Here is a 13,371-nt window from a genome sequence, read left to right on the forward strand (position 1 = left end):
CGATCCAGCACCTTGCCGGCATGAAGGACTCCAAGGTCATCATCGCCATCAACAAGGACGAGGACGCGCCGATCTTCCAGGTCGCGGATGTGGGCCTGGTCGCAGATCTGTTCACCGCGGTGCCGGAGCTTACGGGCGCGCTCTAAGCGGTTCGTCGCAAACGACTTTATCCTGCAAAGAACCTCCGGCAGATTGCGCGTCTGCCGGAGGTTTTTCTTATGCGTCGCACGTTTCTTGCCCTTGCCGCCCTCGCCGCCAGCGCCGCCCCCGCCTTTGCCGCGCCCACCATCGCCACGCCGGTCGCACCGTGGGAGGCATCGTTCGAGGGCGGTATCTGCAGGATGCAGCGCGCTTTCGAGACCAGCGGCCAGCCGCACCTCCTGATCCTCGAGCAGAACGCCCCGAGCAGGGCCTTGGGCATCGCGCTGGCGGGCCCGTCGCTTGGAGGACTGGACGAGAACGCGCCCCTGCGCGTCACGCTGGCGGCCAGCGATGCCGGATTCGAGAAGCGGGCTCGGATCGATCCCAATCGCCAGTTCGGCCATGTCGCCATTCTCAACGGTGTCTGGCTGGCCGATGACGTTTCTGAAGAGGGCGGCAATTTCGGTCGCATCGATCTCGACGCAGCGCAATTCGTGCAGCGCATTTCGGTCTCGCAGGGCGGGAAGGACGTGATCTTCGATACCGGCCCTTTGGCTGACGCGGCACTGGTGCTCAACGAATGCACGGCGCAGATGCTGCGCAGCTGGGGCCTCGATCCCGATCAGCAGTACACTCTCCAGCAGAGAGCGCAGCCGGTCGATCCCGCCAAGCTCGCCAAGGAGATGCAGAAGTCCTATCCCCGCGGCGCAGCGCGCGGTCTGCGCAGCGGACCGCTCGAGGTGGTGGCGCTCATCGATGCCAAGGGCGGCGTTCGGGAATGCCGGATCATTGCCGCCTCGCAATGGGCTGATCTCGATGCGGCGACCTGCACGACCTTGACCAAGGCGCGCTATGTCCCCGCCCGGGATGCCGAGGGGCGGCCCGTGGCATCCTATTGGAGGACGCGGGTGACATTCCTTGCAACGCCGAGAGATGCCGACCGGCTGCTCGACTAGAGAGGGTCAACAGGGGGCATTATGACACGAACGACGCGCCGCGCGGCTTTGGCCGCAGCGGGCCTCCTCGCCGCCGCGCCACTCCACCCGGAGACCGCGGTGATTAAACCGGCAGGGCCGTGGAACCTTGACGTCGGCGAGAACCGCTGTCGCCTCAACCGGCTGTTCGGCGAACCCGGCAACCAGCACATGCTGGCCTTCGAGCAGTTCTATCCGAGTGATGGCGCGGGCCTGTTCATGGCGGGCCGTGCCTTCAAGCCATTCAGCAGCGGCGCGCCAACCGAACTCCGCCTGTTCGAAGGCCAGATTCCGCTGGTTTCGGCGCCCTTCACCGGAACGGTTGAGGAGTTCGGGCCCGCAGTCATCTATCGCACGGTCCGACTCGACGGCGCGACGCCCGCGACAGACGCGTCCGACACCGCCGAGGGCAGGAGCGGCATCCCGCGCCTCGCCTCCCCGCCAGCGCAAGCGCGCTCGATCACGGTCGCGCAGGGCGACAACGCCGTGACGCTGGAAACCGGGCCGTTCGGCGGTGCCTTCGCTGCACTCAACCGGTGCAGCGAAGACCTGATCCATGCCTGGGGCCTCGATGTCGAGCAGCACCGCACCGCCATTCGGCGTCCCGTGTGGCTGAACCGCGAAAAGATAAACCGGCGCATCACCCAGGATTTTCCGGTCGATCTGGCGCGAAATGCAAAGCAGGCGATCTACCAGATGCGCGTGATCATCAGCTCTGCGGGCACCGTCGAGGACTGCCAGTTGATGAACGTGGCAGCGGGCGAGGCCGTGCGGTCACGGGCGTGCAAGTGGATGGAAAAGGCGGAGTTCGCGCCAGCGCTCGATGCCGCGGGCCAGCCGATGCGTTCCTACTATGCGACCCCCATCACCTACGAGATCCATACGCAGAGCTCGCCCTGAGGGCCCTTTAGAGCAGGGTATTGATGAAGTGCAGGGTCATCCCGACGAGCCCGCCCACCAGCGTGCCGTTGATGCGGATGAACTGGAGGTCGCGGCCCACTGCGCCCTCGACCCGATCGGTGATGGTGCGCGCGTCCCAGCGCTTGACCGTCTCTGACACCAGTCGGACGATCTGGTCGCCGTAACGCGTCGCGATGCCCACGAGGGTACGGCGGGCGAAGCGGTTGATCTGGTGTTGCAGCCGTTCGTCCTGCTGGAGCGCCTCGCCCAGTTCGGCGAGCATGTTGCGCATCTCCGCCCCCATCCCGCTTTCGGGATCGCGCGCGCGGCGGATCAGCGACTGGCGGATGCGCTCCCACACCCCCGTCCACCACACCGCAACGGCGGGGTTGGCAATGAGGTCGCGCTTCATGTCCTCCACCTTGGCGCGGGTCGCGGGATCATGCTGCAAGTCCTGGCCGAGCTTCGCCAGCCCCTCCTCGATCTTGCCGCGCAAGGGGTGGTCGGGGTTGACCAGCACCTCGGCGAGCAGCTTGTAGAGCCCGTCGAGCACGCTAGCGGAGATGGTCTTGTCGATCCCCGCCCAGCGCAGCACGCCTGCGACGCGCTGGTGGATGATGTCGCGGATCGTCTCCTCGTTGTCCTCGAGCGTCAGGCCCGCCCAGCGCACGAAGCCGTCGATCAGCGGCTGGTGGCGCTTGTCGACCATCGCGCTCTCGATCATCCGCCCCGCAAGCGGAGCGACGTCGAGCTTGGCGAGCTGCGCGGCGAGGCCTGAGCGCACCTGGTTGCCAAGCCGGTCGGGATCGAGCGATTCGAGAACCTCGGCGAGCAGCTCCGCGGCTCCGCTCGTAATGCGCGAGCGGTGATCAGTGGCCCCGCGCTCGGGCGAGGCGGCCAGAAACTCGCCCGCCGCCTTGGCGACATTCATCCCCGACATCCGCCGCGCGACCACCGCCGGAGTGAGAAAGTTCTCGCGCAGGAAGGCCGCCATCGTGTCGGCGATGCGGTCCTTGTTCTCGGGGATGATCGCAGTGTGCGGGATGGGCAGGCCGAGCGGGTGGCGGAACAAAGCGGTGACCGCAAACCAGTCGGCCAGCCCGCCGACCATCGCCGCCTCGGCAAAGGCGTTGACGTAGCCCCAGGCGGGGTGGCCGGTGGTGGCAAGCCCGTGGGTGGCGATGAAGATCACCGCCATGGCCGCGAGCATGCCGGTCGCCGTCCAGCGCATCCGCTTGGCGCGGTCGACAGTCAGCGGCTGGCCGCCGAGCGTGAGGGGCCTCAGAGAGCGGGTCGCCATGGAAGAGCCTTAGCGCGCCTCGCGCCGCCGCGTCAGCACCTTTTGATCATTCGGCCGGTTCGGGCCCGCGCGGAGGGAGCTTGGCGAGGCCGGGCAGCGGCACATCGGCGCCCGGCGCGCCTTCCCCGTGGCCTTCGTCGCCCGGCTTGTAGGTCAGCATCTTCGCCCGCAGCCACGGCCCGACGCGCTTCTCGAAGCTGTCGGCGAGGCTGAAGCCGGCGGGCACGATCAGCAGCGTCAGCAGGGTCGAGGCGATCAGTCCGCCGATCACCACGATCCCCATCGGCTGGCGCCACGCACCGTCGCCCTCGAGCGAGATCGCAACCGGCACCATCCCCGCGGTCATCGCCACGGTGGTCATCACGATCGGCTGGGCGCGCTTGTGCCCTGCGTCGATGATCGCCTCGAGCTTGGGAATGCCCTTGTTCATCTCCTCGATCGCAAAGTCGATCAGCAGGATCGAGTTCTTGGACACGATGCCGAGCAGGAGCAGGATCCCGATATAGACCGGCATCGAGTTGGGCAGGCCGAGCAGCCAGATCAGCAGCACGCCGCCCAGCGGCGCGAGCGCCAGCGAGGTCATGTTGACCAGCGGGCTCATCAGCCGCTTGTAGAGCAGCACCAGCACCGCGAACACCAGCAGCACCCCGGCGGCGATGGCGATGATCAGGTTCTGCACCAGCTCCTGCTGCCATTCCTCCTCGCCCACCACGTCGCGGATCACGCCGAGGGGCAGGCTCTTGAGCACCGGCAGGGCATCGATCTGAGCCTGGGCCTCGCCCTTGAGGACGCCCGCGGCCAGATCCGCGCCGACCAGCACGCGGCGGTTCTGGTTGTAGCGCTGAATCGCGGTCGGGCCCGAGCCGAAGGTGATGTCGGCCACCCGGCTGAGCGGCACCGAGCCGCCGCCCGCGGTCGGCACCGGCAGGTTCTCGATGGTGCGGAAATCGGTCCGCGCCTCGCGCGACAGCCGCACCACGATCGGAATCTGGCGGTCCGAGAGCGAGAAGCGCGCCGCGTTCTGCTCGATCTCGCCCAGCGTCGCGATGCGGATCGTCTGCGAGAGCGCGGCGGTGGTGACGCCTAGCTCGGCGGCGATCTTAGTGCGCGGGGTGATGATGATTTCCGGGCGGTTGAGGTCGGCGCTGATGCGCGGGGCGACCAGCGAATTGAGGCCCTTCATCTCCTCGACCAGCTGAGCTGCGGTCTTCTCCAGCAGCACCGGATCGCTGCCCGCCAGCAGCACCGTCATGTCGCGGCCCGAGCCGAACCCGCCGCTCTGCGACTGGAAGCGGACGCGGGCATCGGCGAATTGCGCGAGCCGGGGTGCGATCTCGCGCTCGAACTCGATCGAAGAACGCTGGCGATCGGGCGAGAGCTTGATGAAGATCGTCGAACTTTCGCCGAGGCGGATGCGCTCGAGCAGCTGGATGACCTCGGGCTCCTTGCGCAGCTCGTCGGCGACCGAATTGACCACCCGCTTGGTCTCGGCGAGCGTGGTGCCGGGCACCAGCTCGATTTCGATGCGGCTGTTCTCGGTGTCGATGTCGGGCTGGAACTGGCCGGGGATCTGGCCGAACAGCAGGATCGTCACCAGGAACGAGAACCAGCCGATGCCGAGCATCCAGATGCGATGATCGTAGAAGCGCGCGGTCATCCAGCGCAGGCCCCGGCGCACGGCTCCGTGCTCGCCTGAGAGCGCCTCGAATCCCTTGAAGGTGACGAGAGCGGCAAGGAAGGACAGCACCGAGACGGTCAGCACGATGACCACCTCGAACACCTTGGCGACGAGCTGGTTGACGATGCCGTTGGTGTCGGCCGAGACGGCGGCGGCGATCTGCTTGTGGATGTCGAGCCCGAGCAGGCCCTTCCACGCGCCGCCGGTGAAGGAACCGGAAGCCAGCTCGAACATCGCAAAGGCCGAGACGAACAGCAGCGCGATCACGGTGAGCAGCAGGCCGAGCACGTAGAAAAAGCGCCCGCGCCCGCGCGGGCCGGTGATGGCAGCGCGGCGCGCGGCCATCCGCCCGGTGTCGAGCGTCCAGGCGAGCACGCGCATGTAGGTGTCGATCCAGCGGCCGCCGCCGTGCTCGGCCTCACCGTGGGCCTTGAGGAAATAGGCCGCCATCAGCGGGGTGATCATGCGCGCGACAGCCAAGCTCATCAGCACCGCGATCACCACCGTGATCCCGAAGTTCTGGAAGAACTGGCCCGACACGCCCGGCATCAGGCCGACCGGCAGGAACACCGCGACGATGCAGAAGCTGGTCGCGACCACCGGGAGGCCGATCTCGTCCGCCGCGTCGATCGATGCCTGATAGGCAGACTTGCCCATCCGCATGTGTCTGACGATGTTCTCGATCTCCACGATTGCATCATCAACCAGCACGCCCGCGACCAGCGCCAGCGCGAGCAGCGACAGGAAATTGAGGTTGAACCCGAGCTGGTCCATGAAGAAGAAGGTCGGGATCGCCGAGAGCGGGATCGCGACCGCGCTGATCGCGGTGGCGCGCCAGTCGCGCAGGAAGATGAACACCACGACCACCGCCAGCACCGCACCCTCGACCAGCGCCCACATCGAGGACTTGTACTGGCTGCGGGTATAGGTGGTGTTGGTCGACAGCTTGATGAACTTGACGCCGGGGTTCTCGGCCTCGATCTTGTCCATCTCCTTGAGCGCGGCGTCATAGACCGTGAGGTCCGATGAACCGCGCGCGCGGTTCATGAAGAAATTGACGACCTCCTTGCCGTCCACTTCGCTGATCGAGGTGCGCTCGGAATAGCCGTCACGCACCGTGGCGATGTCGGCAAGGCGCACGGTGCGCCCGCCGCCCAATTGGATCTGGGTCTGCGATAACTGGTAGGCGGTGTCCGAATTGCCCAGCACGCGCAGCGACTGGCGGGTGCCGCCGACTTCGGCCAAGCCGCCCGCGGCATCGAGGTTGCTCTGGCGCAGCGCGCCGTTGATCTGCGAGGCGGTGACCCCGAAGGACTGCATCCGCGTCGGATCGAGGATCACCTCGATCTGCCGGTCGACCCCGCCGAAGCGGCCGACCTCGGCCATGCCGGGGATCTTGAGCAGGCGCTTGGCGACGGTATCGTCGATGAACCAGCTGAGCTGTTCCAGCGTCATGTCGTCGGCCTCGACCGCGACATAGCCGATCGCCTCGCCCACCACGTTGACCTTCTGGACGCGCGGTTCGAGGATGCCGTCCGGCAGGCTCCCGCGCACGCTGTCGATCGCGGTCTCGACCTCGTTGACCGCCTCGATCAGGTTGGTGCCGATTTCGAACTCGACGAAGGTGTTCGAACCGCCCTCGCTCGCGGTCGACTGGATCGAGTTGACACCGGCGATCGAACGCAGCGCGCTTTCGACGCGCTGGGTGATCTGGTTCTCGATCTCGGTCGGCGAGGCGCCGGGCTGGGAGATGTTGACGATCACCGCCGGGAAATCGACATCCGGGTTGTTGGTCACGTCCATGCGCAGAAAGCTGACGATCCCGGCGAACAGCAGGGCGGTGAAGAACACCATCGGGATCACCGGATTGCGGATCGACCAGGCCGAGATGTCGCGAAGTGCCATGATAATCCTGCCTGTGTTGCGCTATTCGTGGCGTGCCTGCCAGTTACGCGGGAGACCCCGCGCGGGATGGGCGCCTTACTTCTTCTGGACCTGCGGGTTGACCGTTTCGCCCGGGTTGAGGAACCCGCCAGCGCGCAGCACCACCTTCTCCGAGCCGGTCAGGCCTTCGGTAATGGCGATGCCCGCGTCGGTGACCGCGCCGGTCTTGACCGCGCGGCGGGTGGCCTTCTTGTCGTCACCCACGATATAGACGAAGCTGCCGTTGGCATCGGCCAGCACCGCGCTTTGCGGGACCACGGTGGCACGGAAGCTTCCGCTGCTGATGCGCGCGGTGGCAAAGCCGCCCGGGCGCAGCGCGGAGTTGAAGGGAAGCGCGACGCGCGCGATGCCCTGCCGGGTAGTCTGGTCGATCGTTGGCGAGATCTGCCACACCTGACCTTCGAAGGTCTGTTCCGATCCGGTCGGCGTGATGCGCGCGACCGTGCCGACCGACATCTTGGCGAGCTGTTCTTCCGAAAGCTGCGCGAGCATTTCCATCTCGCCGCCGCTGGCGATGGTGAACAGCGCAGGCGTGCCTGCGCCGACGGTCTGCCCGGGCTCGACCGCGCGGGCGAGGACATAGCCGGTCGCGGGCGCGATGATGTTGAGCCGCTGATTGCGCGCGCGCTGTTCGCGCAGCTGCGCCTCGGCCACCTTGACGCGCGCCGCGGCGGCATCGCGGGTCGCGGTCAGGCGATCCACGTCGGCCTTGGAGACGAACCCGCGCGCGACCAGCTGGAGCGCGCGGTCAAGGTTTGCCTGGGCGAGATTGGCATCGGCCCTGGCGACCTGGATCTGCGCCGCCTGCGCCTCGGCCTGCTGGACCTGCACCGAACGGTCGATCACCGCCAGCACCTGCCCGGCCTGCACCCAGTCGCCTGCATCGACGGTGACGCGCACCACCTGCCCGCCCTCGCCGACCACGCCGACCGGCATCGGACGGCGCGCGGCGAGCGTGCCGGGGGCCTCGATCTCGCCGGAGACCATGGTCGTGCCCGGGGCCACCACGGTGACCGCGGGGGCCTGCGAATTGTCATCGTCGACCGGGGCCGGCTCGCCGCCGGCCAGCGCGAACCACGCGGCGATCGCCAGCAACAGGCCGAACACGCCGAGCCCGCCGACAATCAACCAGCGCGGGATGGCGGGCGCGGCCAGACTGCGCGCACCGGCATATTCCGTCGTCACCCCGTCGGCGGCCTCGGCCTTGATCGTCGTCTCGTAATTCATCGCCATTCCTTCACCCGGGTGTCGCCCCGTGCTGCCGCAGCCTGCTTGCTGCCCGCAACGTCACCGGCCCGAGTGTATTACTCGCATAAGTCACCAAGTGCAACGTCTGATAGAATGTCATGGGCTTGCCCGCAATGCGTGCATCGACCGATGACTTATCCCGTAGACGAAAGGCGCGCGGTCGCGCGGGCTGGCGCGGAGTGCGGGCGCCTCAGCGCATCCGCCCGCGTTGCATCAGGTTGACCGCTGCGAGCAGCAGCGCCGCCCCGATCAGTGCGCCGATCACCCCCGACCAGTCAGGCGGCCAGGCCCCGATCGTCCCGCCCCCGGTGATGAAGCCGAGCACGCCGTTGCCGATGAAGGACCCGACAATGCCGACCACGATGTTGGCGATCGTGCCCATCTGCGCATCGCGCCGCATCATCAGGCTGGCAAGCCAGCCGATCACGCCGCCCATTATGATGAACCAGATGAATCCCAGCATGTCGCCCTGCCCCCTATGTGCCTGCGCATCGCCGCATGACGCGCGCGGCGGCAGGGTGCCGCGATTCGCCGACGGGCCGCAACGCTTTAAGGGCGGAGCGGGCCGTCTGGGGGACAAGCTGTGGCTTTAGGGTGTCAGTACTTGAGCTGGCGCTCGTAGAGATCGCGGTAGTGCTGGATCTTGGTGACGCGGAGGCCATGCATCCCCGAACGGTCCACCGCTCGCTGCCACGAGGCGAACTCCTCGAGCGTCAGGCCATAGCGCGCCAGCGCCTCGTCGAGCGTCAGCAGCCCGCCGTTGACGGCAGCCACCACTTCGGCCTTGCGCCGCACCACCCAGCGCTTGGTGTCGGGCGAAGGCAGGTCGGCAAGCGTCAACGGCTCGCCGAGGGGGCCGATCACCTGTGCGGGGCGGAAGTCCTGATTCTCAATCATTGCATGTCTCTCGCAGCGCCACGGGGCGCGTCGGAACGGATCCCATTCGCATTCTCCGGGCGGTTCGCATCAACGGCATCGACCATCGCACCCGGATATTTAGATTGACCTAAAGCATCAGGGTTAATGTCAGGTTCGCTATCTTCAAGAAGTGCGAAATAACTGGCGGCGGCATCGCCGAAGCTGGCGGCGGCGGCTTCGATCGGCGCCTGGCCTTCGGTGCGCAGCAACAGCCTGAGGTCGCGCGCGGCGTTGAGCCTGGCGGTAAGCTCGCTCCACTCCATCGCCCGCAGCGCCTCGCCGCTCCGCCGCGCCGGACGGGTCGCGAATCGCTCCGCCCCGCCGCCCTTGGCGGTGGCACGCAGCAACGCCCGCTCCTCGGCGGAGAGCCCGTTGGTTGGCGCATCGGTGCGCGCAAGACTTGGCCTGGTTTTCTCGAACATCATCCCCTTTCCTAACCCGAGTGCGTCAAAATCCGGTAAAACTGCCATTTACCCCGGCTTAGGATTACTGCTGGCGGGAAGCGCAAGATTGCCGCCCACTGGCGCTGAGGGGGGAGCATCGCTATATGCGCGCCGCCCCATGACCTCGCCCGCCACCCTCGACACCGGCCTGATGCCCCCCCCACCCCTTGATCGGGAAACCGTCGCCGCGCTGTTCGATCTGCCGCGCGCCGCCTCTGCCTGCCGGATCGTGGTGGCGATGAGCGGCGGGGTCGATTCCTCGGTGGTCGCCGCCCTTGCCCACGCCAGCGGGGCGGAGGTGATCGGGATCACGCTCCAGCTTTATGATTACGGCGCGGCAACCGGCCGCAAGGGCGCGTGCTGCGCGGGCGACGACATCCGCGATGCGCGCGCCGTGGCCGACCGGCTGGGGATCGCGCATTATGTCTTCGACCACGAAAGCGCCTTCCGCGAGGAAGTGGTCGAGCAGTTCGCCGACGAATATCTCGCCGGGCGCACCCCGGTGCCCTGCATCCGCTGCAACATGGGGCCCAAGTTCACCGACCTGTTCCGCATGGCGCGCGAGCTGGGGGCGGATTGCCTCGCCACCGGGCACTATGTCCGCCGGGTGATCGGCGCGCAGGGTGTGGAACTGCATCGCGCATTCGATCCGGCGCGCGACCAGTCCTACTTCCTTTATGGCACCACCGAAGCGCAGCTCGATTACCTGCGCTTTCCGCTCGGGGGCATGCCCAAGCCGCAGGTGCGCGAACTCGCCGAAGCGGCGGGCTTGCGCAACGCGGCCAAGCCCGATTCGCAGGACATCTGCTTCGTGCCCGACGGCAATTACGCGAAGATCGTCACCAAGGTCCGCCCCGAAGGCGCGGCCCCCGGCGCCATAGTCCATGCCGCTACCGGCAAGACCCTCGGCGAGCACAAGGGCATCGTCCACTTCACCGTGGGCCAGCGCAAGGGCCTCGAAATCGGCGGCCAGCCGGAGCCGCTTTACGTGATCGGCCTTGATGCGGCCGCGCGCGAAGTGCGGGTCGGGCCCAAGCGGATGCTCGCCGTCAGCGCCGCGCACCTCACCGAGACCAACCGCATCGGACCCCTGCCGGACGCCCCGCTGACCGCGAAAGTGAGGAGCCTTGCCAAGCCCGTGCCGGTGGTGCTGGAGGGGCAACTCGGAGAGGGCGCTTCAGTGACCATCCGCTTCGCCGAGCCCGAATTCGGCGTCGCTCCCGGGCAGGCGGCGGTGATTTATGCGGGCGATCGCGTGGTCGGCGGCGGGTGGATCGGTTCCACTGAAAAGGTCAGCGCTTAGCTTTCGTAAGGCTCCAGCACGCAGCCGAATCCCTCGCGATATGTCGCCGTCGCGCTGGCGACCAGCGGGAAGCGGGCGGTGACGCTTTTGGTCTCCACGTCCTCGACCAGCGTCACGGCCTCCATCCCGGCGAGTTTGTCCTTGGCGCAGTCCTTCAGCGGCCGGCCCGCGACGAAGCGGCACGAGCACGCGACGCGCGCCGTATAGGCCGCCGAAACGGCGCCATAGCCGCCGATCTCCGCGCGAAAGGCGAAGGCTGCGCCGCCGACCAGTGCGGCGATGATCGCGAGCACCCACAGGCCCCAGCGCGTGCGGGTGCGCCTGCCTGCTCGAGCGGGTGATTTCGCCATTGCCAAGCCTTCATGCTTCGGGGAATGAGGGCGCGATGACCCTCAGCGATGCCGTCCTTAACCGCGCCTTTCCCCTCGCGCCAGCCCTGCTGTTGCTCGCCAGCTGCGGCGCGGCGCCCGTTGCCGAAGCCCCGCTCACGGAAGCGGCCAAGGCCGCCGTCACCGGGGACGCGGGGGCGCCCAAAGACCGGCTGGCGCGCGAGATCGACGATCTCTTCACCAAGCCCGGCCTCGGCGAGACCCGCGCGGTGGTGGTGATGGCGAACGGCAAGCTCGCCGCCGAGCGCTATGGTCCGGGCTATTCGAAGGACACGCGCTTCATCAGCTGGTCGATGGCCAAGACGGTGACCGGCGTGCTGATCGGGATGCTGGTCGCCGACGGCTTGCTGGCATTGGACGCCCCCGCCCCCGTGCCGCTTTGGCAGCGCCAGGGCGATCCGCGCGGCGAGATCACCTTGCGGCACCTGCTCCAGATGCGCAGCGGGCTCAGGCACACCGAGGCGGGCGATCCGCCCTACGAGAGCTCCGAGGTGCGGATGCTGTTCCTCGACGGGCGCGACGACATGGCCAAGTGGGCCGAGGAGCAGCCGCTCGAGGCCGATCCCGGCAAGCAGTTCGAATATTCCAGCAACACCAGCGTCATCCTCGCCGACATCGCCGCGCGCGCGCTCACGACAAGCGACAAGCCCGAGGCGCGGCGCAAGGCGGTGGCCGATTACTTGCAGCAGCGATTGTTCGCACCCCTCGGCATGACCAGCATGGTGCCCGAGTTCGATGCTTCAGGCACGTTGATCGGCGGATCATTGATGCACGCGACCGCGCGCGACTGGGCCAAGCTCGGCGAGTTCCTGCGCCGCAAGGGCCGTGCTCCCGGCGGCGAGCAGCTCGTGCCCCAGCGCTGGGTCGAGGCGATGGTGACGCCGACCCCCGCCAGCGCCCACTACGGATTCCAGACCTGGCTCAACCGCCCGGTCCCCGGCCGCGCGCCCGAAGATCACCCGCTGTTCCCGACCCGCGCGCCCGAGAGCCTGTTCAGCCTGATCGGACACATGGGCCAATATGTGCTGGTCTCACCGAGCCAGCGGGTGACGCTGGTGCGGCTCGGCCATTCGGATTCGGCGCAGCGCCCGCCGATGCTCCAGCAGGCGGCGGATGTGCTGGAGCTTTATCCGGAGTCTTAGTTTTCCGCGCGCCATCCGGCGCGCGGTCCTCGCTATGCGCGCAGCAAGCTGCGCCCGCTGCGGGCGGCCGTTCGGCCTTGCGGTCGCTGCGCGACCGATCAGAGGGTGAAGAAACCCTCCACCACCGTCACACACGGCCCGCCGAGCCATGCCCTGTCGCCATCGAGTCGCAGCGTCAGATCGCCGCCCCGCTGGCTCGCCTGATGCGCGGTGAAGCTCTCCCGCCCGAGCTTCTTCGCCCAGAACGGGGTCAGCACCGCGTGGGCCGAGCCGGTGACCGAATCCTCGTCCACCCCGCCGCCGGGGACGAAGACGCGGCTGACGATATCGGTCGCGGTGCCGGGTGCGGTGCAGATGAACTGGTCGTTCCCCAGCATTCCCAGCCCGCGGATGTCGGGATCGAGCGCGCGGACCTGCGCCTCGCTCTCGAACAGGAAGATGTTGTAGCGGCTATCGTTGCGCCACACCTCGAGCGGGGTCGCGCCGAGCAGCGCCACGGCCTCGGGGTATTCGCCCGGCGCGGTGAGAATCGCGGGGAGCGCCAGTTCGTAGGCATCCCCTGCCTTAACCACCTCGAGAATGCCCGACTTCCGGGTGCGGAAGGTGATGCGCTCACCCCCATCCCGCTGGAGCAGCACGTGGCCGCTCGCCAGCGTCGCATGGCCGCACAGCGCGATTTCATAGGTCGGGGTGCACCAGCGCAGCTCCCAATCGGCCGCACCCGTCGCGTCGCGCACCACGAAAGCGGTTTCGGCGAAGAGGTTCTCGCCCCCGATCCTCACCAGCACGTCGTCGGGCAGCCATTCCTCGAGCACCATCACCGCCGCCTGATTCCCGCCGAAGGGGGCCGCAGCGAAGGCGTCGACGTGCCAGTAGGGGATTTTCTGCGGCATCGATGGGTTCCTCAGGGGTAAAGCAGCGTGTCGGACCACGGCGCATCGGCGCCGCTGCGGATGAATTCGCGGCGATCATGCAGCCGGTTGTCGCGATC

General features: G+C 67.6%; 12 protein-coding genes and 1 pseudogene. 5 read left to right on the plus strand and 8 right to left on the minus strand.

The genetic code is table 11. The features are described from left to right. From NBV68_RS12115 to NBV68_RS12125, 3 genes and pseudogenes are all read left to right on the plus strand, one after another. Positions 1-146: pseudogene (locus NBV68_RS12115) on the plus strand (electron transfer flavoprotein subunit alpha/FixB family protein); the annotation flags it as partial. A gap of 72 nt (positions 147-218) precedes the next feature. Next, positions 219-1,097 carry an energy transducer TonB gene (locus NBV68_RS12120; RefSeq protein ID WP_296310188.1) on the plus strand — a complete coding sequence of 293 codons (879 nt, stop codon included), beginning with the start codon at positions 219-221 and terminating at the stop codon, positions 1,095-1,097. A gap of 21 nt (positions 1,098-1,118) precedes the next feature. Continuing rightward, entirely contained in the window at positions 1,119-2,015 is an 897-nt protein-coding gene (locus NBV68_RS12125) for an energy transducer TonB (protein ID WP_296310190.1), read from the plus strand. 7 nt (positions 2,016-2,022) lie between these two features. On the opposite strand, the gene NBV68_RS12130 is transcribed toward NBV68_RS12125, so the two are convergent. The 6 genes from NBV68_RS12130 to NBV68_RS12155 all read right to left on the minus strand — a co-directional run bounded on the left by NBV68_RS12130 (position 2,023) and on the right by NBV68_RS12155 (position 9,525). Beyond that, positions 2,023-3,315 (minus strand): DUF445 domain-containing protein, encoded by a 1,293-nt coding sequence (locus NBV68_RS12130; protein ID WP_296310191.1) that lies wholly within the window; start codon positions 3,313-3,315, stop codon positions 2,023-2,025. Between the two features lie 46 nt (positions 3,316-3,361). Then, a complete protein-coding gene (locus NBV68_RS12135) occupies positions 3,362-6,898 on the minus strand; it encodes an efflux RND transporter permease subunit (protein ID WP_296310194.1) in 3,537 nt (1,178 codons plus the stop codon). Positions 6,899-6,973: 75 nt separating this feature from the next. Beyond that, complete coding sequence (locus tag NBV68_RS12140) at positions 6,974-8,164, minus strand: efflux RND transporter periplasmic adaptor subunit (RefSeq protein WP_296310195.1); 1,191 nt, start codon at positions 8,162-8,164, stop codon at positions 6,974-6,976. A gap of 211 nt (positions 8,165-8,375) precedes the next feature. Next, a complete protein-coding gene (locus NBV68_RS12145; protein WP_366068197.1) occupies positions 8,376-8,648 on the minus strand; it encodes a GlsB/YeaQ/YmgE family stress response membrane protein in 273 nt (90 codons plus the stop codon). Between the two features lie 134 nt (positions 8,649-8,782). Next, complete coding sequence (locus NBV68_RS12150; RefSeq protein ID WP_285712462.1) at positions 8,783-9,082, minus strand: DUF1153 domain-containing protein; 300 nt, start codon at positions 9,080-9,082, stop codon at positions 8,783-8,785. Continuing rightward, positions 9,079-9,525, minus strand: coding sequence for a hypothetical protein (locus NBV68_RS12155; RefSeq protein WP_296310203.1), 447 nt, complete (start codon positions 9,523-9,525; stop codon positions 9,079-9,081). The genes NBV68_RS12150 and NBV68_RS12155 overlap by 4 nt, the downstream gene beginning before the upstream one ends. Before the next feature lie 172 nt (positions 9,526-9,697). On the opposite strand from NBV68_RS12155, the gene mnmA reads away from it, so the two are divergent. Then, positions 9,698-10,849 carry a tRNA 2-thiouridine(34) synthase MnmA gene (gene mnmA, locus NBV68_RS12160; RefSeq protein ID WP_296310212.1) on the plus strand — a complete coding sequence of 384 codons (1,152 nt, stop codon included), beginning with the start codon at positions 9,698-9,700 and terminating at the stop codon, positions 10,847-10,849. Here mnmA and NBV68_RS12165 read toward each other — a convergent pair. After that, positions 10,846-11,199 (minus strand): hypothetical protein, encoded by a 354-nt coding sequence (locus NBV68_RS12165; protein ID WP_296310205.1) that lies wholly within the window; start codon positions 11,197-11,199, stop codon positions 10,846-10,848. The two genes, mnmA and NBV68_RS12165, sit on opposite strands and share 4 nt — an antisense overlap. A gap of 35 nt (positions 11,200-11,234) precedes the next feature. Between NBV68_RS12165 and NBV68_RS12170 the strand changes: the two genes are divergently transcribed. Next, a complete protein-coding gene (locus tag NBV68_RS12170) occupies positions 11,235-12,380 on the plus strand; it encodes a serine hydrolase (protein ID WP_296310206.1) in 1,146 nt (381 codons plus the stop codon). 98 nt (positions 12,381-12,478) lie between these two features. On the opposite strand, the gene NBV68_RS12175 is transcribed toward NBV68_RS12170, so the two are convergent. After that, positions 12,479-13,273: a PhzF family phenazine biosynthesis protein gene (locus NBV68_RS12175; RefSeq protein ID WP_296310208.1), complete on the minus strand. Its 795-nt coding sequence runs from the start codon at positions 13,271-13,273 to the stop codon at positions 12,479-12,481. Positions 13,274-13,371: the final 98 nt, after the last annotated feature.

Origin of the sequence: Erythrobacter sp. (assembly GCF_023653175.1) — a bacterium.
In the GTDB taxonomy this organism is placed as follows: domain Bacteria; phylum Pseudomonadota; class Alphaproteobacteria; order Sphingomonadales; family Sphingomonadaceae; genus Erythrobacter.